General features: G+C 58.3%; 23 protein-coding genes. 17 read left to right on the top strand and 6 right to left on the bottom strand.

Annotated elements, in window-relative coordinates; genetic code table 11:
• Window positions 1-724: 724 nt before the first annotated feature.
• Window positions 725-2,719 carry a PIN-like domain-containing protein gene (locus H3V53_RS37385; protein ID WP_336602126.1) on the bottom strand — a complete coding sequence of 665 codons (1,995 nt, stop codon included), beginning with the start codon at window positions 2,717-2,719 and terminating at the stop codon, window positions 725-727.
• A 225-nt stretch (window positions 2,720-2,944) separates the two neighbouring features.
• Between H3V53_RS37385 and H3V53_RS37380 the strand changes: the two genes are divergently transcribed.
• Together H3V53_RS37380 and H3V53_RS37375 are read left to right on the top strand one after the other, a co-directional pair.
• Complete coding sequence (locus H3V53_RS37380) at window positions 2,945-3,142, top strand: hypothetical protein (protein WP_336602125.1); 198 nt, start codon at window positions 2,945-2,947, stop codon at window positions 3,140-3,142.
• 145 nt (window positions 3,143-3,287) lie between these two features.
• The gene (locus tag H3V53_RS37375; RefSeq protein WP_336602124.1) at window positions 3,288-3,698 is read left to right on the top strand and encodes a hypothetical protein; all 411 of its coding nucleotides are present in this window, start codon (window positions 3,288-3,290) and stop codon (window positions 3,696-3,698) included.
• A 69-nt stretch (window positions 3,699-3,767) separates the two neighbouring features.
• Here the strand turns inward: H3V53_RS37375 and H3V53_RS37370 are convergent, their stop codons facing one another.
• On the bottom strand, window positions 3,768-4,832 hold the full coding sequence (locus H3V53_RS37370) for a hypothetical protein (RefSeq protein ID WP_336602123.1): 1,065 nt from the start codon (window positions 4,830-4,832) through the stop codon (window positions 3,768-3,770).
• Between the two features lie 977 nt (window positions 4,833-5,809).
• The gene (pdxR, locus tag H3V53_RS37365; protein WP_336602122.1) at window positions 5,810-7,219 is read right to left on the bottom strand and encodes a MocR-like pyridoxine biosynthesis transcription factor PdxR; all 1,410 of its coding nucleotides are present in this window, start codon (window positions 7,217-7,219) and stop codon (window positions 5,810-5,812) included.
• Between the two features lie 231 nt (window positions 7,220-7,450).
• Here pdxR (H3V53_RS37365) and H3V53_RS37360 point away from each other — a divergent pair, with 231 nt between their 5' ends.
• From H3V53_RS37360 to H3V53_RS37305, 12 genes are all read left to right on the top strand, one after another.
• The gene (locus H3V53_RS37360; protein WP_336602121.1) at window positions 7,451-8,101 is read left to right on the top strand and encodes an FMN-dependent NADH-azoreductase; all 651 of its coding nucleotides are present in this window, start codon (window positions 7,451-7,453) and stop codon (window positions 8,099-8,101) included.
• Between the two features lie 18 nt (window positions 8,102-8,119).
• On the top strand, window positions 8,120-8,383 hold the full coding sequence (locus H3V53_RS37355) for a DUF3331 domain-containing protein (protein WP_336602120.1): 264 nt from the start codon (window positions 8,120-8,122) through the stop codon (window positions 8,381-8,383).
• Window positions 8,384-8,396: 13 nt separating this feature from the next.
• Window positions 8,397-9,107 carry an SDR family NAD(P)-dependent oxidoreductase gene (locus tag H3V53_RS37350; RefSeq protein WP_336602119.1) on the top strand — a complete coding sequence of 237 codons (711 nt, stop codon included), beginning with the start codon at window positions 8,397-8,399 and terminating at the stop codon, window positions 9,105-9,107.
• 113 nt (window positions 9,108-9,220) lie between these two features.
• Entirely contained in the window at window positions 9,221-10,177 is a 957-nt protein-coding gene (locus H3V53_RS37345) for an AraC family transcriptional regulator (protein WP_336602118.1), read from the top strand.
• 331 nt (window positions 10,178-10,508) lie between these two features.
• Complete coding sequence (locus H3V53_RS37340; RefSeq protein ID WP_336602128.1) at window positions 10,509-11,126, top strand: nitroreductase family protein; 618 nt, start codon at window positions 10,509-10,511, stop codon at window positions 11,124-11,126.
• 184 nt (window positions 11,127-11,310) lie between these two features.
• Window positions 11,311-11,856, top strand: coding sequence for a carboxymuconolactone decarboxylase family protein (locus H3V53_RS37335; protein ID WP_336602127.1), 546 nt, complete (start codon window positions 11,311-11,313; stop codon window positions 11,854-11,856).
• 172 nt (window positions 11,857-12,028) lie between these two features.
• The gene (locus tag H3V53_RS37330) at window positions 12,029-12,724 is read left to right on the top strand and encodes a glutathione S-transferase N-terminal domain-containing protein (RefSeq protein WP_336602117.1); all 696 of its coding nucleotides are present in this window, start codon (window positions 12,029-12,031) and stop codon (window positions 12,722-12,724) included.
• Window positions 12,725-12,750: 26 nt separating this feature from the next.
• The gene (locus tag H3V53_RS37325) at window positions 12,751-13,221 is read left to right on the top strand and encodes a pyridoxamine 5'-phosphate oxidase family protein (protein WP_336602116.1); all 471 of its coding nucleotides are present in this window, start codon (window positions 12,751-12,753) and stop codon (window positions 13,219-13,221) included.
• Between the two features lie 69 nt (window positions 13,222-13,290).
• Entirely contained in the window at window positions 13,291-13,740 is a 450-nt protein-coding gene (locus H3V53_RS37320; RefSeq protein ID WP_336602115.1) for a GNAT family N-acetyltransferase, read from the top strand.
• Window positions 13,741-13,870: 130 nt separating this feature from the next.
• Window positions 13,871-14,377: a YkgB family protein gene (locus tag H3V53_RS37315; protein WP_336602114.1), complete on the top strand. Its 507-nt coding sequence runs from the start codon at window positions 13,871-13,873 to the stop codon at window positions 14,375-14,377.
• A gap of 117 nt (window positions 14,378-14,494) precedes the next feature.
• On the top strand, window positions 14,495-14,959 hold the full coding sequence (locus H3V53_RS37310; protein ID WP_336602113.1) for a DUF3788 domain-containing protein: 465 nt from the start codon (window positions 14,495-14,497) through the stop codon (window positions 14,957-14,959).
• 264 nt (window positions 14,960-15,223) lie between these two features.
• Complete coding sequence (locus H3V53_RS37305) at window positions 15,224-15,787, top strand: acyloxyacyl hydrolase (RefSeq protein WP_336602112.1); 564 nt, start codon at window positions 15,224-15,226, stop codon at window positions 15,785-15,787.
• On the opposite strand, the gene H3V53_RS37300 is transcribed toward H3V53_RS37305, so the two are convergent.
• From H3V53_RS37300 to H3V53_RS37290, 3 genes are all read right to left on the bottom strand, one after another.
• Window positions 15,766-15,960 (bottom strand): hypothetical protein, encoded by a 195-nt coding sequence (locus tag H3V53_RS37300; protein WP_336602111.1) that lies wholly within the window; start codon window positions 15,958-15,960, stop codon window positions 15,766-15,768. The genes H3V53_RS37305 and H3V53_RS37300 overlap by 22 nt on opposite strands.
• 237 nt (window positions 15,961-16,197) lie before the next feature.
• Window positions 16,198-16,920 (bottom strand): SDR family oxidoreductase, encoded by a 723-nt coding sequence (locus tag H3V53_RS37295; RefSeq protein WP_336602110.1) that lies wholly within the window; start codon window positions 16,918-16,920, stop codon window positions 16,198-16,200.
• 46 nt (window positions 16,921-16,966) lie between these two features.
• Window positions 16,967-17,626 carry an HD domain-containing protein gene (locus tag H3V53_RS37290; RefSeq protein ID WP_336602109.1) on the bottom strand — a complete coding sequence of 220 codons (660 nt, stop codon included), beginning with the start codon at window positions 17,624-17,626 and terminating at the stop codon, window positions 16,967-16,969.
• A gap of 181 nt (window positions 17,627-17,807) precedes the next feature.
• Between H3V53_RS37290 and pdxR (H3V53_RS37285) the strand changes: the two genes are divergently transcribed.
• The 3 genes from pdxR (H3V53_RS37285) (at window position 17,808) to H3V53_RS37275 (ending at window position 20,233) form a co-directional block, all read left to right on the top strand.
• The gene (gene pdxR, locus H3V53_RS37285; protein WP_336602108.1) at window positions 17,808-19,217 is read left to right on the top strand and encodes a MocR-like pyridoxine biosynthesis transcription factor PdxR; all 1,410 of its coding nucleotides are present in this window, start codon (window positions 17,808-17,810) and stop codon (window positions 19,215-19,217) included.
• Window positions 19,218-19,336: 119 nt separating this feature from the next.
• Window positions 19,337-19,753 carry a cupin domain-containing protein gene (locus H3V53_RS37280; protein ID WP_336602107.1) on the top strand — a complete coding sequence of 139 codons (417 nt, stop codon included), beginning with the start codon at window positions 19,337-19,339 and terminating at the stop codon, window positions 19,751-19,753.
• Window positions 19,754-19,777: 24 nt separating this feature from the next.
• A complete protein-coding gene (locus H3V53_RS37275; RefSeq protein ID WP_336602106.1) occupies window positions 19,778-20,233 on the top strand; it encodes a carboxymuconolactone decarboxylase family protein in 456 nt (151 codons plus the stop codon).
• The last annotated feature ends 644 nt before the right edge of the window (window positions 20,234-20,877 follow it).

The following is a 20,877-nucleotide window of genomic DNA, read 5'->3' as shown; positions in this document are numbered from 1 at the left end:
CTGGTGTCGATGAACGTTCGCAACTTCATCTTGGCACATTGATGCCGACTCGCGGCTTCCGCCGCAGCCTCGGGACGGGGAAGTCCCTTTCATTCTCTAAGGTGCCGCCGGCCGCCTGGCCCACCTTTTGTCATACCGCACCATCGCTTTTTTGCCGTTTCGGATCTGCTCGTAGAAAGCTCACTGGTATTCAGGACAAGTCTTTACACGTGGCCCAATCGCGGCCGCAATGGCGTTTGCGACTACCGCTACGATATAGCCGGCGAAGCTCGCTTCCGACGATTCGATGATCGACTTCATAGTGCCGTATCCATCAAGCTTTCAGACTCAGTGTCTGCATCGCCTAACCGTGAGTCGGCGCTTGAGGAGCACTCTGAGCCTCGATCGTCGACGCCCGTCCTCGAAACGGCCCATTTTCGTGTGCCATCCCACGCGACCCCCGCGCAACTGCCCGTCGTTATCGACACGAGGTTGGCATGCTTTCGGGAGCCTCGAGCCCTATAGACACCCCCCAACCCGTGCTTCCCGTTCGAGGTGTGATTTGGTGCCGTATGTATCTCGTAGGCAGCCGGGCATACCTCGCAGAAGAAGAGCGGAAAACCCGCGATGAAGCCAATAGCGAAAATCAGCAGTTGTTGATGTGGAAGTTCGTCGACTCCTCATCGATTCTGACTCGTTGAAACTGATCAGCGGCCGGCTCTCGCCGGTCTTTTCTCTTTTACTTTCAGACCAAACGCACTGGAAGTTCCAGGATTTCAGTATCGAACACGAGTCCGTCGGCGGCATCCAGCTTTACGTTTGATGTCAGGACAACATTGGCCGGCTCAGAGACAACACGAATCGCTTCTGGGCTTACCAATACGCGATCTGAAACATTCGTGATCAAAGCGTCGAGAGACATCGAGTTTGAATACAACCATGCCAGACCGTCCTCCTCTTCCTGACGGAGAATATTCTGATCCGCGAAACCTTCGACCCGCACGATAACTTCTGCAATCTTCAGCGCTTCATCAGCGGGCAGCCTCCTGATAACCACTTCGACCTCGGGATGCGGCTCACCAGGGAGCCAATAGAATCTCTCGCTGAACCTCCGCATTCTTTCCACGATGAACTCTCGTGCGACCGCATAGTATGGTTTCTCGAGCATGGCAATCACTTCTCGCAGGAACCTGGCCTTGAAAGTTTCGCGCAGATTCCCCGTCGGATCGAAGAAGATTTCATAGGCCGCGCCAGCAATGAACGACTGTTGCCGTATATCTGCTTCTGGATGATCAAGCGCAAGGAGCAGGTCAATGGCCTGCCATGCATTGCCTACGGCCGCCTGGTAGAGGGCACGACCCAGTACAAAACACCAGCCGAGATTCTGCGGAAGCGAATTTTCAATCAACACCGACACAACATCGTTTTGCATGTACCAGTTGTGCGTGTTGAGACCGTCAATGATTTTCCTGTAGATCGGATCATCGATCTGCGTCACAAACTCCTTCTCGTTTGATTCCGCCGCTTCAGGAATTTCAAGTCGAGGCCGGGCCGTTTCAACAATTTGCTCTTGGGGAGGAGGTGGTGCTACGTCTGCAGGAACGGCGTCTTGATTCGTATCGGCAGGCTCGTCCGAAAACACCTGTTTGCCTGAACCGTCCCCGCTGACCAGAGTTGACCCACCTTCTTCTGTCGGAGTGGTCGGATTTTGCTCAAGCGTCAATTCGGCAAGCAGATCGCCGATTTCCTTCTTGGGGTCGCCGCCCGGGATGGTAGCCACCCCGCCTGCCGCTATGTGGTCAATGGTCGAGATGGCGATTTCCCGACTACCGAGTCGGGCTTCAAACTCCGAGGCCAGACGCGGATCAATCACCCAAATCTCGGGCTTTACGTTCTGTTCAATTTTTGTAGGATCATCGTCCCTGATGCGCGTCTTCGGCGCGTACACGTAGTCGCTCTTCTGTTCCTGCGTAAGAAGCAGGACACGCTCGAACGCGGGCTTCTTCGCACCCTCTTCTTCGCCATGTGCCTGGATCTCGACAAAGCGCTTCGAGGCGATTTCGAGAATCTCAAGCCAGATCGCCAGGTCGCCGTCTGCGTTCTGCGATTTTCGAGCATCCGTTAGCCCTGGCGGGATCCTGTTAGCACGGCGGCGTTCCGCGAGTACGCTTAAATTGTTGCACTGGTTGGAGAAATCGAGATGAACGAACGACCCTGGAAGTTCCGAAATCAGTTCATCGTGAATCTCCGAGGGGGAAAGCTCCTTCCCGACATTGCCGAGCAGCGCCTTAATCTGCTCCAGCTTGGTCGAGATCAGATCCACACCGTTGCCCGTCGTCACGCCAAGCTTATCCGCCAGGTAAGTCTGCTCGCCGATTGAAGTTGCCCGCCTGAGATGCTGAACGACCTCAGATTGAGTCGGTATGCGGTCGGCAAGCTTCTGCACGGACTCACTGAATCCGTGCGTCGATGCCTTCAGGAATGCGTTGTGGAAATATTCGTTCGCGACCCATCCTGGAACGACCAGCCGCTTGTCCTGAACGGGCTTCTGTAACAAGCGATAGAGGCCAAGTCTCGCGCGCCGGTGGAGTCTGAAGGGCAATGCAAGGACGTTCGTATCAAGAAAAATCAGCGTCTTCGGATCGGCCAATGCATTGAACATTTCCTCCCGGTACTGAGAGCGGGAGATGGGCAGATTCCACAAGCCGAGCGGGGCATTGAGGGTAGCGAATATCGACATCTTGTGCGTTCAGGCTTTTAAGAATCATTTGTCTGGCGGTATCACTCTGCCAGCCTCGGATGCATGAGCTATCGACACATCCCGCGAAAACTTTAACGGAGAACGCGCTAGCCCGACGTGCATGCGAAGCCAGAAGTCCTTCTCACAAATCGCATTGCTTGGCTTTGCATTCAACTGAACTTCGATAGTTCTGCGCCCACTGTTTAACAGCAACGGAAGGTCTGATTGGACGACAGGCGTGAGCATCTCACGACATACCTTGAGCAACTCGACCGAGCCACCGACGAACTGCAAAGCGGAGGCGACGTTGGGAGCCGTCTGGCTTTGATCCTTATCGACAACGTTGCGGAGCTACTGCTGCATCGGAACGGCAAATCCCGGTTTGGCCGGGCCGGCAAGCTCGAGTTTCCCGACGCGCCGTAGCGCTACACGCGTGCCTCGAGGGCACGGGTCCTCGGTCCGCGCTTCGACGAAAAGCTGAAGTTCGCGAAGGCTGAAATGCGGCTCTCGGAGCTAGAATTCGACTTCATTGGCATGTGCCACAATTACCGTAACGAGGCCTCCCCCATTGGATTGGGTCGACCTGTTCGAAACTGCGCCTATTTCCGAATCGCTGAACCATGCGCGCCCTGCACTTACTTCTTCCGCTGCCGCCTACGCAGACGCCGTAGAGGCGCTCATCGAGGCCCAATGGTCGAAAGAGCTTTTCTCGGATATCCCGCCGGACACCGAAGCCGGCGCGCCCTTCGAAGCGTACATTCGGATAAAGCGGCCGCGAATCGAGCCGTCCCGGAAACCTCGCTACACCAGCCTTCCATTCGCCATGTGGCGCAATTGGCTTGACAGGCTCTGGCGAGTCAAACATGGCCGCAAGGCTCTCATACCCTACGACCAGCTCTACGACGAGTTCGCGTTTATTGATGGATTCCTGCTTGACCCTACGGGCACCGCCGACCCGATGGCCGAGGAAGCCCTTTAGAACGCTACTGGGAAGAGCGACGGCGCAATCAGCCATAGCGCGTACGACCAGAAGCGCCTCTGCCGGATCTTAGGCGACTGCACTCCCCGGCTCGTCGCGAATGACGCGCATCGAGTTGACCATCCGGGAATGGAGGCACTGGTCGCGCTCCTCGTGTATCCATGTGCTCGTGTGCTCGTCGAAGAAGTGCTGCACGACGCCGGTGCGTCGAAATATATGCGGATCAAGAGGTCGAATCGCATTGGGATTGTGAAACACCTGCAATCCGTCTTCGAGCGTCTCCGTATGTTGTCCCCGAGGCAATATGGTGCCGCGAGGCTTTCCACTAGGACCGCCCCAAGTCGCCGCGACAAAGCCAGGATTTTGACTCGCTTTGGCCATTGCCTCGACCTTTCCCCACGTGGCGGTACATGAGAACAGAACGGCGCTCACGTCCCGGTACTCCTCGGTGTTGAAAATTCCGAGCGGCACCTCGGCACCGTTCTCTTTTTCCACGAAGCCGAGCTTGACGCTCGGTGGCCCATCAGGATATCGCTCCGGATTTTTGCAGTACGCAGTTTCATCAACGTAGTCGTCGTACAGGACTGCACGAATGGCCCGGTCGTACTGATACTGAAAATCTGGCTGCTCGAACGGAGCAATTGCGAGCACAAACGGCCGGGTTTTCACGTGATTCAGCCTCACGTAACTCTTCGCATACTTCTGCGCCTTGGCACGGATCGCGTTTGCCAGGCGGATCATAGCCTCCCTGTTCAACGGCCAAAAATCCTTCGCCGCGACTGCCGCACCGATGGGCACCTTTTTCTCCCATTCCGCCGGCTTGCCAACAGCTGCGTTCGCCGTCGTGGCTTCGACGATGAAATCTCCGAACTGGCTCTTCACGTGAAAGTCGGGCGATGCGTGTGCCCAGTCCAGTTCGAAACCGTAGGTGTTGAACAACGCGAACAGGTAGATCTCCCAGAAAGAGGAGTTAAACGTCGTCTGAAACTCCTTCACGAACTTGCCGTCGCGGTCGGGGAACCCTTCGAGCCAGCGCTCAAGCTCCGCTCGCTCGACATGCATCGAAGGCGAGATGATGCTTTTGAAATTCGCATGCAGTTGGTCGTCCGCCACAAGCGGTGAAAAAATATCCATGTCCGTCCCACTAATTGCCATTCACCTGCTCACGTGGCCGCGCCGAAGATACAATGGGCATCGTCAGAAGGCCTACTCGAGATCACAGCTTCAGGAATAGATCTTACAGCGAGCTTTGTCGCGGCAGAAAGCAATAGGACCGCGCCAAGCTGGCGCCGTTCGAAACAGACTCATTCCATGATCTGACCGCCGTCGCCGGTGCGCTTTCAGATTTTTTTCTTTGCATGAAACTAGGCCGACCTTGCGAATCTGGAATCCGGATGGCCAAGCAGTTTGCAATCGACGGTGCTAAGAACAGGCTAAGTTGGCTCCTAAGCCGTTTGCATCGAGTTTGGCGAGCGAAATGGAGAGCGAAACGGCATGATTCGTAACCACAGCTGACGAGCGATTGTCGGCGATCCAGGCAGCCCTGTTCAATGTCTCAAATTGGCCGAGGCCGTGTGAAAACGTACTCTGTCTGAAGCCTTCTTAAAAGTCGACCCATCAGATCGCCCCGTAACGGGCTGGTGGCGACTCGGGAAGAGTAAAGCGACACCCGAAAACCGAGTACTTTTGCGTTTTCACACGGCCTCGACCGCATACGGTCCGACGGTGAGCCGACCACAGATGCTGCCGTCGGCCCGACTGCATCCGACAGAAGTCGACCCATTACTGCCGGTCGGTCCGTCGCTGTCCCAATGGCACCTATCAGACTGAAACGGCCATTTCGTACCGTCGGTCGACGGCATGGCATCGGCCGCTGCAGACGTTAGCCGGCGATGCACGACGGCGCATTGGAACTGTTTCCGAGACCGGGAATCAAGCCGAGCCGGCAGCGTCACCGAGCCGACGGTCCTCACCCTGTGCGCACAGTCCATATTTGCCGCGGTCAGACACGACTTCTGGAACCGCGAGGGCCCCGAGAGCGAAGCAGACGAAATTGGGCCATGGCTGACGATTTGGGCGGAACCGACTCCCGGAGCGCCAGCCATGGTGGATCACCTATACCGGTCAATGATGTCGAACAGACGGCGACATGATGTAGCAACGTGCTGTTCGGGCGCCGTAGCGACGCCGAGCAAAAGGCCGGATCGAGTCCACGCCGGATTCGCGAACCAAGCCGACAATGGCGACGGTGCCAACCCAAAGGCCATCGCTTCCCGAACGATCCGCACATCTGGCACGCCCTCCGGCAGTCGGAGAAGTACCGCCAGGCCGGCACTAACCCACTCCGCGTCGCGCGTACGTAGCTGCTTGCAGAGTGCGTCACGCTGAGCGGCGTAGATGCGCTTGAGCCTGCGAACGCGCCGGATGAAATGGCCATCGCGCATGAATTGAGCCGCGGCGAGTTGAATGACGGGCGATGGTGCGGGAGCAAGTGTTGCTGCGACTTCAGAGAATGCGTTGGCCAGTTCAGTCGGCGCCACGACAAATCCAAGCCGTAGAGCTGGGCTAACAGTCTTGCTGAACGAACCGATATGGATGACCCGCTTTCCCTCGCCCAGCGACGCCAGGGCGGGAGCCGGCCTGCCTTGCAACTGTAGCTCGCCGAGGTAGTCATCCTCAATGATCCATGCGTCGCTTGACGCCGCCCACTCGAGCAGCTGAAGACGTCGCCTCAGCGACAGGGTCGAGCCCAAGGGTGCCTGTTGACCGGGCGTCAAGACGACTAATGCGGCGTCCCCAGCCACCTCGATACCATAGTCGACGTTGAGACCGTCGGCATCCACTGGTACCGGTACGATTTTCAGGCGAGCGAGCTCCAGGCCTTTCCTGGTGACCATGAAACCAGGCTCTTCCATCCATACTTTCCTGCCGTCCAAACCTAACACCCGCAGCGCCAGGCCCAAGCCGGAGCTATATCCCGAAGTAATGAACACCTGCTCAGGATGGCAGTGAAAGTTTCTCGAGATGGCAAGGTTGCCCGCGATCTCCGTGCGCAGTTCGAGCTCCCCCCGCGGATCGGGGTAGAGCAACGACGACAAACATCCCGTCTTCAACAGATTGGACGAACGGGCCCGCGAAAAAAGCTTTTCCGGTAGCCCTTCAAACGCCGGAATGCCCAGCTGGAAGATCGCCGGCCCAGCATTCATTTCCTCATAAGCCTTCATAAAGGCCCCTGGTCGCGGGGCTTTTGGTTGAGCCGCCGCTACAAGGGGCCGGGGCGCCACTCGTGTTCCCCCTGCGCCGAACGTTTCAATCATTTGCGCATCGGACAGACGTTCATATGCCGCTTGAACTGTTCCGCGCGACACGCCGAGTTGCGCGGCCATGTCCTGCCACGAGGGCAGCCGGGCGCCTGGTGCAAGCACGCCCGACTCGATAGCTCGACTGATGCTCTCACGAATCTGTTCTGTCAGAGACAGGTTCGCCGTCCTGTCGAGCCGAATCTGCAAGTCAGAGTTCATATTCTTGGTACACACGAAAATTGGTGATCTTGGTTCTTCTAGTCATACCATCGATGGTACACAATATTTGCACCGGCGTTTCTCTAAACGTAAGGCCAATGCAGAGATAGCTAACCGTGAGCACTCGTACGATTCCTGCCCGCTCTGCGGAATATCCAGTAGTTCACTACGACGAAGTTCCATCATGATCGATATGGCTAGCGACCTTGTGAATCAGTCGGAGAGCATTGTATGAACATCCTGCACATCGATTGCAGTCCGCGACCGGAGTCGCACAGTCGCCGGCTATCGTCGGCGATCGTCGACAAGCTTCTCGAGATGTTGCCCGGCGCGCACGTCAGCCGCCGCGATCTGGGATTCGAACCGATACCGCATGCAGGCGCCGCCTATGCGAACGCACTCGCTACGCCCGCCTCGCTAGCTGCGGCAGGACGGTCCGGCGACGCGATACTGTTGGCCGAGCAACTCATTAGCGAAGTCGAGTGTTCCGACGTCGTAGTCATCGGTACACCCATGAACAACTTCACGGTTCCGTCCGTCCTGAAAGCGTGGATCGACCAGATCCTTCGCGTCGGCCGCACAATGAAGTCGACCCCAACCGGCAAGATCGGAATGCTTCGGGACCGTCCCGTGTTCGTCGGAATCGCCTCGGGTGGCGTGTTCTTGGGCGACGGCGCTAATCAGCATGATTTTCTTACGCCCTACCTTTCCGCCGCACTGGGTTGCATCGGTCTCAATACCGTCCAATATCTGCCGCTGCAGGCAACGGCCTTCATCGATGACGCCCGCGAGGCCGAACTTCGCCGCTCACTCGTCGCGATGATCGAACCAACGATGGCGCGCTTCGTCCGAAGCCCCGTCGACGAAAACGAATATCAGTAGTCTACGAAGGGCGCCTACATGACCCTGTCAATCCTGGAGAAGCTGTCGGCATCGACGATCAGCATCCGCTGGAGCGACCCTTGTCTGGGTCACTATGAGAGTCAGATCTGGGGTATCGGCCTTTCGCGCGCGGATGCGACCTGCGCCCTGTCCGGCCAGCCAATACGCCGGGGGGATTCGATATTTCGACCGCGCGCCTATGGATCGCATGTCCCCATCAATAGCAACCGGATGATCCTTGCGTCCGTGGTAGCCGGTTTTTTCCACGATTCGTCACGTTAAGCGATACGAAAACATGAGCACATCAGGGAAGGTTGTCGTCGTTACAGGGGCATCGCGCGGGATTGGCGCTGCGATCGTCAGCGCATTTCGCAAACTCGACTACTCCGTCGTTGCGACATCACGTGGGATCAAGCCGTCGGGCGACCCGGAGGTTTTGACAGTACCCGGTGACATCGGCGATCAGGCTGTCGCGCAACGCGTCATTGCTGAAGCGATCGCCCGCTTTGGCCGGATCGACACGCTGGTGAACAACGCGGGCATCTACATCGGGAAGCCTTTCACTGAACACCCTGCAGAAGACTACCTCGCCGTTACTCACGTGAATATGGCCGGCTTCTTTTACATCACACAATTCGCGATTTCCGAAATGGAAAAGCGTTCGACTGGCCACGTGGTGAACGTGACGGCGAGCATCGCCGACACCGCGTATGCAGGCGTATATTCGGTATTGGCGGCCATGACGAAAGGCGGCCTGAACGCCGCTACAAAGTCGCTCGCAATCGAGTATGCAGCGAAGGGTATCCGCGTGAATGCCGTTGCGCCGGGAATCATCAGATCGCCGATGCATGCACAGGAGACTCATGATGCGCTCGGCGCTTTTTCTCCACTGGGCCGCATAGGCGAGACGAACGATATAGCAGACGCGATTGTCTTTCTCGATTCTGCGCCGTTCATTACGGGAGAGATCTTGCATGTCGACGGCGGTCAAAGTGCTGGTCGCTGAGAATCGGGATCGGGGATGGTGATGATGAACGACGTGACGGTCAGCTATGCACTTTGCATGCGGTCGCCAGATCGGCCCCCCACGTGTCTTCCTGCGAGGCCTAACGGACTCCTATGACCCAATTCGACTGGCTGAGCGACCTGCTGCAAATGATCACAGTTACCGGCAGACCAGAGGTGCGTTGCATCTATGGTGCGCCATGGCGCGTGGCGTGGCCGCAGTCCGCGACGCATGAAATCCCCTATCACGTAGTGCTCAAAGGCCGGGCGATCATTGAGGATACTGACACGCAGACCGCTCAAGAACTGGTAGGAGGCGATATCGTGCTGTTGCCGCACGGCTCGGCGCATGTATTGCACGATGGAAGTGGACACGAGGCTCTGGCAACTCACGAAAGCCAAGGTGCGGCAGGACTGACCGTTAGCGAAAACGACGGCCAGGGTGAGCGTCTGGACATGTTGTGCGGGCGATTTTTTATCAGACCACCCCATGACCGGCTCGTCCGTAGTTACCTGCCCGCGAGCCTGGTGGTTCGGACCACGGACACCGATAACGAAACACCAATAAGCGCGGCTCCAAACCACCTCGCCGCTTTCGTGCAGCTGATGCGCGATGAGTCTACAGGTAACAAGATGGGCGGATACGCAATCCTTAACGCGCTAAGTTCGGTGCTTTTCGCTCTGGTGTTGCGCGAGGCAAGCACAGCCGAGCACGCCCCGGCTGGATTGCTGGCGCTCGCCGGCCATCCGCGACTCGCTCCGGCTTTATCGGCAATGCTCGCCGATCCCGCGCGTCCATGGAGTCTGCCGGAGTTGGCCGGTTTGTGCAGCATGTCGCGCGCAACTTTTTTGCGGCACTTCCGGAACACGCTCGGGCGCTCGGCGATCGACTTCCTGACCGATATTCGCATGAGCCTGGCCGCGAACGAATTGAAGAAGCCGACGATGACTACGGAAGCTGTTGCGGAATTGGTCGGGTATCAGTCCGTTCCCTCGTTCAGGCGTCTGTTTTCCGACAGGATGGGCATGACGCCCGGGCAATGGCGGCGTCTTGCACGCAGTACGCACTAAGGATATCGAATTATTGCCTTGCAGTCGGCGGTGGGCGGGCGCGCCGCTCATTTTCCGCAGTCCACGCTTCATCGAGTTCTTTACCCGCGCCAGGAGCACCTGGATATCAACGAGACGAGATGTCCCGCCCCGCCTGTTGAGCGAGAAATCGACTATCTGCCTCGAGTTGATCCTTTTCGATACGTTTTTGAGCAAATCCGGTCTCGAAACAGCTGTCCCGCACGCATAAAGTGGAGGCTCAAAACCACCTGACGAAGCCTCGAACGAAGCCGTTCGTGAACCCCGCAATATCTTCATACCCAAAGGAGGCACCATGGATAGTCGAACCCGCATGACTAATGAAGTGATCGAATGTATTCTGAGTCGCAGCGCCTCAAAATACTACGACCCTTCTGCAACCTTGAGCGACGACGAGATCCGCGAGCTCGTACGCATCGGCACCGCCGCACCGACATCCTTCCATCTGCAGAACTGGCGCTTTATCGCCGTACGTACGCCTGAAGCGAAAGCCCGACTGAGCCCGATCGCCTGGAACCAACCTGCCGTCACCGATGCGGCCGTCACCTTCATCGTCTGCGGCCAGCTGGTCGATACCAGCGTCATACCCGAGCGCCTTGCTCCGCTCGTCGAAGCAGGTGTGATGCCTGCCTCGATGGTGCCGGAATGGGAAAACCCCGCACGCGAACTCTACATGGCATATCCACAGCGTCGGCGCGACGAAGCCGTACGCACGGCCACGTTCGGTGCGTCGGCGATGATCTATGCGGCCCGCTCACTCGGCCTCGGTTCGACGCCGATGATCGGCTTCGATGCCGATGCAGTACACCGGGAGTTCGGATTGGCCGAAGACGAGGTACCCGTCATGCTGTTGGCTATCGGAGCGGAGCGTCCGGGAAACTGGGCGCAGAAGCCACGCCGTCCGGTGGGTGAGGTGCTCGCGTTCGTTTAAGTCGCATCGCCGCCGCGTGCAACGCAAGCACCGTTCACGGGCATAGAACAAGGCAGACAAGGAACCTTCCCCTGTTCTGAAATGCCTGTCCGGCGTCGAACCTGGACGAATTACGCACCACGGGAATTCGTGTCGCAAATAGCTTTCCCGAGGTGGTTCAACCAATGACTTTAGAGAGACCATGATGACAAGGACTACTATCTTAAATCAAGAGCAGGTGCCGGCAGAGTCGAAGGCAACCCTTGATGCATTTACCAAAAACATTGGCTTCACTCCGAATATGATGGCGGCCTTCGCGCAGAGCCCGATCGCGTTTAATGCGTGGGCTACCCTGCTCGGTTCTCTGAGTAAGGCGCTCGACGTGAAGACGCGAGACAGTATCGGCCTCGCTGTCTCCGAAGTGAACGGCTGCAACTACTGCCTGACGGTCCACAGCTTTACGGCGGAGCACATGGCAAAGCTGCCCGCCGATGAAATCATTCTCGCGAGAAAGGGCCACGCTACCGATCCGAAGCGGGACGCGGCGGTCCAGTTCGCCCGCAAGGTGATCGAGACGCGGGGACACGTCACTGACGCTGATCTGAAGGCTGTCCGCGATGCGGGCTATACAGATGCAAACGTGATGGAGATTGTCGCGCTAGTAGCGATGTACTCGCTGACGAACTTTTTCAACAACGTGTTCGATCCTGAGAAGGACTTCCCCGCCGTTGCGCCGGCCGGCTCGATCTGATACCGGCCCCGCCGCTGTCGTGGGCGAGAAGCAGGGAGCGCATATACCTCCACCCTCCCTGCGGAACATCACTGCCAGTTTGCCCCAGCAGCGATGGCGAGGCACGTAGCCTGGCGCAACAGATGGCCGAGTTCTATCTTGCACTGACTCGGCCGGCTCAACAGGAGAAAACATGAAACTCGATCATCCAGTTTTCACGCGATGGCGGGCGCAGCACCCCGACCGGCTGCAGCTCTTTTCCCTACCAACGCCCAATGGCGTGAAGGTCGGCATCATGCTCGAGGAGACGGGCCTTGCCTATGAGGCACATCGTATCGACATCATGGCGAACGAGCACCATGATCCGGCATTCCTCGCGCTCAACCCCAATGGAAAGATTCCTGCAATCTTTGATCCGGACGGTCCGGGGGGACAGCCGCTCGCGTTGTTCGAATCGGGAGCGATTCTGATCTATCTGGCAGAGAAGTCTGGACAACTGCTCTCCCGCGTCCCTCACACCCGTTACGAGACGATTCAGTGGCTGATGTGGCAGATGAGCGGTGTCGGGCCCATGTTCGGTCAGGTCGGATTCTTCAACAAATTCGCTGGGAAAGCGTACGAGGACAAACGCCCGCTCGCGCGCTATGCAACAGAATCGGCGCGGCTACTCGGCGTCCTTGACGAACGACTCGATGGTAGGGACTGGGTGATGGGCGCTGACTACAGCATCGCAGATATTTCACTGCTTGGCTGGGTTCGCAACCTGATCGGATTTTACGAAGCGCGCGAGCTTGTGGGCTTTGACCGCTTTTCGCATGTCCAGCGCTGGTTCGAGCGCGGTCTCGCGCGTCCGGCGGTGCAGCGCGGCTTGGTCGTCACCGCAGCTTGAGGCAACACTTTCCAAGGAGGATCTTTGTGATTGAAATCAGCGCCGACGTACAGGCGATCATCGAGCAGGCAATGTTGTCGTTCGTCGCGACAGTCAACGAAGACGGGACGCCCAGTCTTTCGCCCAAGGCGTCCTTGACGGTCAGGAACGGTGTCCTGTACTTCGCTGACATCGCTTCGCCCAGGACGATACAGAATTTGACGCGTAATCCAGCCGTCGAGATCAACGTAGTCGACATATTTCAAAGGCGCGGCTATCGATTCAAAGGCCAAGCGTTGGTGCTGCCACCGCGCGGTGACGAGTATTTAACGGTTGCTAACTGGGTTCGCTCAACGAATGGGCCGGAGTACCCGGTCGATCATGTCGTCCGAATTGAACCCACATCTATCACGCCAATACTGTCGCCGGCGCATGTGTTCGCCAAACCCGCTCGAAGTCAGGAAGAGATCAGGAACACCTACTACCGCAAATACGGTGTGCAACTCACCGGCGAATAGGCGGCGGGCAGCGCCTTGGACGGGGCCGGTACCGTCGGTGTGCGTCAATCCGAATTTCGGGAGAAGTCAATGCTATCGGTAAAGATCAAAACGGTCGAAGGAAAAGATTTTGATGTTTGGCTTCCGCTTTGGAACGGGTATCAGCGGTTCTACGGAGTGACTATCCCCGAATCGGTCACGACTGAGACATGGGTCCGGTTACTTGACCCGGGTCAGCCGATGCATGCCGCACTTGCGATAGTGGGCGATCACGCCGCCGGGTTGGTCCACGCTGTCTATCATCGATCCACATGGACGACGGACGACGATTGCTATCTACAGGACCTGTTCGTGGCTCCCGATGCACGCGGCCGCGGCATCGGGCGTGCCCTGATCCAGCATGTTTGCGCAGATGCAAAAGGCCGCGGAGCGTCCCGCGTCCATTGGTTGACACACGAAACAAACCATGCGGCCATGCGGCTATACAACGGTGTGGCCGACCGCTCTGGTTTCGTTCAGTACCGGAAAATAATGGTATGAAACGCGCATTGCGGAGAATCAAGGGATCCCCCTGGTTTTTAGTGGTCTCATGTGCAGTCTCGAAAGCAGCATCTGGCAGCAAAAAGTAACACTGCCAACCCCTTTAAAACCACCTGAATGGAGCATCAAAATGAACGTCCGTGTCGATCAGTTTCGTTTTCAGATCGCTGAACGAGGTGCTGGGCCTCTGTCGAGTCTGGCCTTGCTCAGATGGGCCCTCGTCGTTATCTTCATCTGGTTCGGTGCGATGAAATTCACCGTCTACGAAGCCAATGGCATCGCGCCTTTCATCATAAACAGCCCGATCATGAGCTGGTTGCACTCCCTGCTCGGCGTTCAGGGTGCAAGCTACGCGATAGGTGCATTGGAACTGTCGACCGCAGCGGCTTTGATCATCGGGGCGTTCCAGCCCGTTTTCTCCGCATTGGGCGCGGCGATGTCGGCTGCAACCTATGTGATTACGCTCACGTTCTTTTTAAGCACGCCCGGGGTCGCCGAAGCTACAGCGGGCGGGTTTCCGGCAATTTCGGCCTTGCCCGGCCAGTTTCTTCTCAAGGATGTCGTTCTGCTGGCCGCGTCGCTCTCACTGCTCCTCACGTCTGTGCAAGCCACAAAGTCAGGCGTTGGTAAGTCGTGAGCCAGACAGACGGGAAGAGACCAGACACAGGGATATGACGAGATACGAGGTGGAAGTCAGGAACAACCAGTCACCGGGAGTCGAAGCTGAACGGATGAACACAAGGAGGGAAACAAGGTGACCCATTGCAACGAGATCGGCGACAGGATCGCTGACAAGTCTTCACCGCCGGACGAGCGTGCGGTCCGGGACTGGTTGGGGGACGAGGCGTTCAAACGTTGGAGCGAACTGCGTAGCTGGATCGAGGCGTCGTACCCCGGTGTCTTCGAGCCAGACTGGCGTTACGGCGGTAAGAAGCGCGGTTGGGCACTACGCTACAAGAAGACCAGGGCCTTGTGCACGCTGCTACCGGCGTACAGGCAGCTTTCGGTTCTGGTGGTCTTGGGGCGAACCGAGCGCGACAAATTCGAAGAGCGGCGTTACTCCTGGAGCCCACGGCTGGTCAAGCTCTATGACGACGCCCGAGCTTATGCTGACGGCAAGTGGTTGACTGTTCCAATCACATCCGCAGACGATCTGCGTGAGGTCACCAATCTGATGGCTATGAAACGCCCCACGCGCTCATCCTGGGAAGTGCCTTGACAGTCGTAAGCTTCGCATAGATGCAGGCGCACACACGGCGGGCATTGACTCGTCTCAGTGCAAGCTTTAATACGGTACACGATCCCTGCGAGGCTACGACCCGAATTGCATGGCGACTTCGACCGACCGTATATGGACTCCTCCTCGTTTGCAAACACGTCGCCCTTTGAGCCTCAGTATCGATCGCTCACGTATATCCGGTCTAAGAAGCAGCATAGCTTTGAAAGAAGTTTGTCGCTCAACCCCGCAGCAAGTGGACGCACGATGACAAGAAAGAACAAGGCGGGCCTGAATCTGGCTCTCAAATGCGCAGTGGTTGCAGCATTATTCAGTCTGGCTGATACGGCATCGGCGGATCAGTTCGGCGTGCAGGTCGCGGGAGGTCTCGCCGATCACCACGTCCGCAAGCTCGATCTCGGTTTTGTCTGGGACCCCGATCTGACCTGGTGGGAAATCGGCGACTGGCATTTCGCCCTGATCGGCGAAGCGCACGCCGCGTGGTGGCACACGAACGAAGGCAACGAGCACGACAATATCGGCGAATTCGGCGTGACGCCCGTCGTGCGGTTCATCAAGGGCTCGGGCGCGATCCGGCCGCTCATCGAGGCAGGCGTAGGCGTGCGCCTGCTGACTCATCCGCGCATTTCTTCGACCTATACGCTCAGCTCCGCGTTCCAGTTCGCCGACATGGTCGGCGTCGGCGTACAGTTCGGCGGTCATCAGCAGTATCAGGTCGGCTACCGCTTTCAGCACATCTCGAACGCAAGTCTCAAAGAGCCTAATCCTGGTATAAATTTCCAGGAGATTTACGTGCAGTACAACTTCTGACGACGGTTGCCGCTGGCGGTGCCGTCGTCGATAGGGGCGAGCGCGATGGCGGCAAAAATGAGTCGGGTGGTCGTGTCTTCATTCATGGCCTCGCCGACATCGCACCCGGCTCCGAACTGTTTATCGACTATGCCCTGGTCATCGACGGAGAGCCCAACGACGAGATCAGGCAACAGTACGCGTGTCGTTGTGGTTCAGCCAGTGTGACAGTCGTTCGCTGGGGGTATAGAAGAGCCAGCCATCGCTGGAGCGGCATAGACCTTCGTCATTCCGTCGAGCGCGGTTGACGAACCCGGGAGAGAGTTGTGAATCTTTCCACTAACGCGCTAGCGGTCGCGAAGTCGTTTCAAGCGTATCAGCGAAGCGCGGTAATGCGCCCGGCCACTTCGAGCACGATGATAGCTAGGCGATCAGAAGGCCGCCTTACCCACCGACGCGCCACCGTCAACGAATAACGTCTGTCCAGTGATAAAGCCCGCATCCTCGGACAGAAAGAATGCCAAAGCCGCGGCCAATTCCTCAGGCTTGCCGAACCGCTTCATCGGCACGAGCGAAAGAAACCGCTGCTCCGCTTCGCTGCCCGTGGGCGTGTTCTGCCGGAACATTTCGGTCTCGGTGGGCCCGGGCGCGACGGCATTGACCGTAATGCCGGTCTGCGCAAGCTCTAGCGCCCAGGTGCGCGTGAAGCTAATCATCGCGGCCTTCGCCGCCGCGTAGGCGGTGCGGTTTACGACGCCAAGCACGACGAGGCTGGAGAGATTGACGATTCGCCCCCAACCCCGGTCCCGCATACCCGGTAGCAAGGCTTGCACGGTCTGCACGGCAGAGGTGAGATTATGGCGGAAGGACGCTTCGAGGTCGTCGAGATCAACTGCTTCAACTCCAGCCAGACGGACGAACCCCGCGTTGTTGATGACGCCATCGAAAGTATAACGGCCGACTAGGCCCTCGAGCGTTCGTGTCGTCGCGTTGCGATCGGTCAGATCGACGGAAACCAAAGTGCCGGGGAAACTCGGGTCGTCGGCCCCGCGTGCAAGACCGATGACCTGGTGTCCATCGGCGGCGAGCCGGTGTGACAGCGCGCGCCCGATACCTTTGCTGGCGCCTGTAATCAAGAATGTTCGTTTGGGCATTGCAAAACCTTATAAACGTATTGTTGAACCCGTTTGAGGTCGGCAGTCAGCCCCACCGGGAATTTAGAATGATGCTGCACAGGTTCACGCGCTTGAAGCCCGGGTCCTTGTATGCCAGGAAATCGTCGTTGAATGTCCCGAATGTGGATGCTGGACGATGCTTCATGCCGTCGTAGAAGGCATCGATCATCTTGCCGGCGAAATCGGCGCCGCGCGGATAGCCCGCGATCACCGCCGCGCGCTGTTCCTCAGTAAAGTCATCAAAGCCCCGTCCCGCTACGTCCATCCCCGCTCCGGCTTGCACCAGCGCGATTTCCCCGTGCATGTGCTCGGGAATGCCCGGCGTCGTATGAAGCGCCACAGCGGTCCACACTTTCGCTACGTCAGCCTCGTCAACATGATGGCTGCGCAGAAAATCGCGCGCGGCGTTGGCTCCGTCTACTTCGAAACGCAGTTCGCTTTCGCGATAGGCCGACGTCAAACCGATATCGTGGAACATGGACGCAACGTAGAGCAGTTCCCGGTCGAAGGCGACGCCGTTTCGTTTTCCCAGCAGCGCGCCCCATAAGTAGACGCGTGTCGAGTGATGGAACAGCAGTTCGCTTTCGGTGTCGCGAATGAGCTGCGCGACCTCTCGCGCGAGCTGGCTGTCGGGAATGGCGGCGCCGGGCATGTCGTTCGTCGGCGCTGTTTTATCCTGCTTCATTAGGTTCCTCGAGCTGTAGATCGCGTGCGGTCTCTACGACACGCTTGACTTCCGGACCGCGCCGCGTGGCCCACTCATCCCGTATGGGAATTGTCTGGCGGCGCTACACCGGGGAAGTTACGCTTCTCATGGGTCAGGGAAAAGGCCCAAGATCGACAAGTTGCAATGTACTATCGCGTCCATGACAAAGCTTTCTATCGGCCTCGATCGCTCCGGACGCATTACGCTGTCCGCGCAAATTTATGGCTCGATTCGAGATGCGATCGAGTCGGGCCAGCTTGCCGCCGGCGCGCGGCTGCCCTCCTGGTCGGATCTGGCCGCCCAGCTCGGCGTGTCCCGGGGCACCGTGCGGGCCGCCTATGAACGTCTGATCGACGAGCAGTTCGCAATGGGCCTGGGCGCGGCCGGCACCCGGGTAGCCGCGCGGCCCTTGCCAACGACGACCGGATGGTCTCCCGAGGCGCCGCCGCTGCCCGATCTGTTCTACGACTTCAACGCAGCGCCTTTGGCGTTTCAAATGGGTGTGCCCTCCCAGGACACCTTTCCGTTCAAGCTCTGGTCACGCATTCAGGCGCGCGCGGCGCGCCGGGCGGCAGCGGCTCCTATAGGCTACCCCGATCCACGCGGCGAACCGGACTTGCGACAGGAGATCGCGGCGTATCTTGGTGTCTCACGCGGACTTCGATGCAGTCCGTCCCAGGTCTTCGTCACGGCGGGTTTCTCCGGCGCGCTCAATCTCGCGATTCGTGCCCTGCGCGTGGAGGGCAGACAAGCCTGGATGGAAGACCCCGGCTTTCCGCTCACGCGTACGGCGCTTGGGCTGGCGGGAATGACCGTGGCAGGCGTGCCGGTGGACGCGGATGGACTCGATATCGACGCAGGCATCCGGATCGCACCCAAAGCGGTCCTCGCGGTGGTGACGCCGGGCCAGCAGGCCCCGCTTGGGATGACGATGTCTCTCGCTCGACGGATATCACTACTCGGCTGGGCCAGACAACACGACGCCTGGATCGTTGAAGACGATTACCTCGGCGAGTTGCAGCTGAAAGGACGGGCCGCACCGGCACTGGCCTCGCTCGATCAGGATGGACGGGTGCTGCACATGGGGACCTTCAGCAAGACGATCAGCCCGGCACTGCGTCTGGGATTTCTCGTTGTACCGCCGGCCATGGCACGGCACTTCGGCGACGTCGCGGCGTGCCTTACGCCCGCCCCTGCTGCAGCCGTGCAGCACGCCGTAACAGAGTTCATGCACGAAGGACATTATCTTCGCCATCTGCGACGAATGAAACGTCTCTACGCTGCGCGGCAGGAAGCTCTCGTTCGTTGTCTGAACGAGCAGACCTCGGAAGCATTCAGGGTGCAGGCCGTCGCCGGCATGACCGTCGTGGCCGCGCTTCCCCGGTCCGTATCGGACATCGATATCGCTTTGCGGGCGCGAGCTTTCGGACTCGCCCCAGTTCCTCTCTCTCCCTGGTACACGGGCGATCCGGGGCAGCAGGGGCTACTGCTCGGCGTGACGAATCTGAACGAAAGAACGCTGCCGGCCAACTGTCACCGCCTGCTGGAACTCGCTCGCGAGCGCTACTGACGGACCAGCGACACCTACTTTGCCATCGCTTCTTGGTACAGTGAAAATGTTCATTCCTGGTGCTTTTGGATGCCCGCATGTCACACGACAATGCGAAAGCACAAAGGAGCACGACATCCATGAACATTCAATCCATCGCAAGAGCCGCCTGCACAGCCATGGCCTTCGCCATCGCCGTGCCCGCCGCGGCGCACGGTGCGGCTGAAACGGTCACACCAAACTTTCAGCACGCCATTCCCAACATTCCGGGCAAGTCGTTGACCGCCGTCGTCGTCGATTACGCACCGGGTGCCGCGTCTTCAGCGCACAGGCATGCGGGCTCGGCCTTCATCTATGCCTATGTCGTATCGGGCGAGATCGAATCACAGGTCGATGACGGTCCGAAGCGTGTCTACCATGCCGGCGAAAGCTTCTTCGAGGAGCCCGGCGCCGTTCACCGCGTGAGCCGCAACGCGAGCGAAACACAGCCTGCAAAGCTACTCGCCGTGTTCATCGTGGACAGCAACGACAAAGCGCTGACCACCCCCATCAAGTAATCCATCACCTTAAGGAGTCACGTCATGAGCAAGCGTCTTGACTACGTTCAGATTGCGCCTGCGGGCGTCAAAGCCCTTGGCGGCGTCTACGGCTACGTCATGCAAAGCGACCTGTCGCCGGTTCTCGTCGACCTGGTCTACCTGCGCGTCTCACAGATCAACAACTGCGCTTATTGCCTCGACATGCATACGCGCGACCTGCTGAAAAAAGGCGTGAGGGTCGAAAAGCTGGCGCTCGTGCAGGCATGGAGGGAAGCGGGCCATCTGTTCGACGACCGCGAGCGTGCAGCACTCGCGTGGGCCGAATCGGTCACGCTGGTGGCGCAGACCGGTGTGCCGGACGAGGCCTACGACGTTGCCCGCGCAGTCTTCAACGACCGCGAACTGGTTGAACTGACCATCGCAATCAGCCTGATGAACACGTATAACCGTATGGCAATCAGCTTCCGGAACACGCCGCAGGCCGTGATGGAAACGTAAAGGCATTGCGGGTTTTCACACCGAAAAGCGCCTGGACTTCGACATAAGCAGCACGATTCTGTGACGTAATTATGCGGCCGCTTGGCATACGCGCGGCGCGATTGCATGTCTAAAAATTATCACAGTCGTTCAACTGGTGACCACAGGCGTCGAAGTGGGAGTGCTCGGACTCGCATAAAACGATCACCGAGGACCAGCGCATGCTGGTGGAAGTGCTCAGCGTTCCTGAAGAGAACCACCAAGGAACGAATCGCCGATGCGTTCAACGATGGGAATGGAGCATCGACTCCTGTCGACCTTCAGCACGGTGAACGACCACTCGCGATGCGCTTGTTGTTGTCAGGATCCCATGCATCAACGCGTGTGCTGTCCACTCGACGGTCCGCAAAGGTCTGGCCGGAAGTCGAACAGTTGTAGGGAAATGTCATAGCTATCTCTCGCCGGACGGGACGGCGGCAGAAGTCTGCATGTTGAAAAGGAATTGGACTATGAAGATCGCTCGCTTTTTGAGTATGGCTTGCGCCGTGCTTCTAATTTTGGTGCTCGGTTTCGTTCAAACGTCGAACTTGCGTGCCGCTGGACGAGCGCCTGCGCCGGACCATCAAAGTTCGGACACGGCCGATAGAACGCCCAACATAGCAATC

Origin of the sequence: Paraburkholderia bengalensis, from assembly GCF_037126505.1 — a bacterium.
Taxonomy (GTDB): Bacteria; Pseudomonadota; Gammaproteobacteria; order Burkholderiales; family Burkholderiaceae; genus Paraburkholderia; species Paraburkholderia bengalensis.
Note: the sequence above shows the minus strand (reverse complement) of the source record. Positions and strands in the feature narration are given on the sequence as shown.

What these genes read in the sequence shown, in the direction of transcription:
- H3V53_RS37385 (WP_336602126.1), bottom strand. Translation starts at nt 2,719, where the DNA reads ATGTCGATATTCGCTACCCTCAATGCCCCGCTCGGCTTGTGGAATCTG.
- H3V53_RS37370 (WP_336602123.1), bottom strand. Translation starts at nt 4,832, where the DNA reads ATGGATATTTTTTCACCGCTTGTGGCGGACGACCAACTGCATGCGAAT.
- pdxR (WP_336602122.1), bottom strand. Translation starts at nt 7,219, where the DNA reads ATGAACTCTGACTTGCAGATTCGGCTCGACAGGACGGCGAACCTGTCT.
- H3V53_RS37360 (WP_336602121.1), top strand. Translation starts at nt 7,451, where the DNA reads ATGAACATCCTGCACATCGATTGCAGTCCGCGACCGGAGTCGCACAGT.
- H3V53_RS37355 (WP_336602120.1), top strand. Translation starts at nt 8,120, where the DNA reads ATGACCCTGTCAATCCTGGAGAAGCTGTCGGCATCGACGATCAGCATC.
- H3V53_RS37350 (WP_336602119.1), top strand. Translation starts at nt 8,397, where the DNA reads ATGAGCACATCAGGGAAGGTTGTCGTCGTTACAGGGGCATCGCGCGGG.
- H3V53_RS37345 (WP_336602118.1), top strand. Translation starts at nt 9,221, where the DNA reads ATGACCCAATTCGACTGGCTGAGCGACCTGCTGCAAATGATCACAGTT.
- H3V53_RS37340 (WP_336602128.1), top strand. Translation starts at nt 10,509, where the DNA reads ATGACTAATGAAGTGATCGAATGTATTCTGAGTCGCAGCGCCTCAAAA.
- H3V53_RS37335 (WP_336602127.1), top strand. Translation starts at nt 11,311, where the DNA reads ATGACAAGGACTACTATCTTAAATCAAGAGCAGGTGCCGGCAGAGTCG.
- H3V53_RS37330 (WP_336602117.1), top strand. Translation starts at nt 12,029, where the DNA reads ATGAAACTCGATCATCCAGTTTTCACGCGATGGCGGGCGCAGCACCCC.
- H3V53_RS37320 (WP_336602115.1), top strand. Translation starts at nt 13,291, where the DNA reads ATGCTATCGGTAAAGATCAAAACGGTCGAAGGAAAAGATTTTGATGTT.
- H3V53_RS37315 (WP_336602114.1), top strand. Translation starts at nt 13,871, where the DNA reads ATGAACGTCCGTGTCGATCAGTTTCGTTTTCAGATCGCTGAACGAGGT.
- H3V53_RS37305 (WP_336602112.1), top strand. Translation starts at nt 15,224, where the DNA reads ATGACAAGAAAGAACAAGGCGGGCCTGAATCTGGCTCTCAAATGCGCA.
- H3V53_RS37295 (WP_336602110.1), bottom strand. Translation starts at nt 16,920, where the DNA reads ATGCCCAAACGAACATTCTTGATTACAGGCGCCAGCAAAGGTATCGGG.
- H3V53_RS37290 (WP_336602109.1), bottom strand. Translation starts at nt 17,626, where the DNA reads ATGAAGCAGGATAAAACAGCGCCGACGAACGACATGCCCGGCGCCGCC.
- pdxR (WP_336602108.1), top strand. Translation starts at nt 17,808, where the DNA reads ATGACAAAGCTTTCTATCGGCCTCGATCGCTCCGGACGCATTACGCTG.
- H3V53_RS37280 (WP_336602107.1), top strand. Translation starts at nt 19,337, where the DNA reads ATGAACATTCAATCCATCGCAAGAGCCGCCTGCACAGCCATGGCCTTC.
- H3V53_RS37275 (WP_336602106.1), top strand. Translation starts at nt 19,778, where the DNA reads ATGAGCAAGCGTCTTGACTACGTTCAGATTGCGCCTGCGGGCGTCAAA.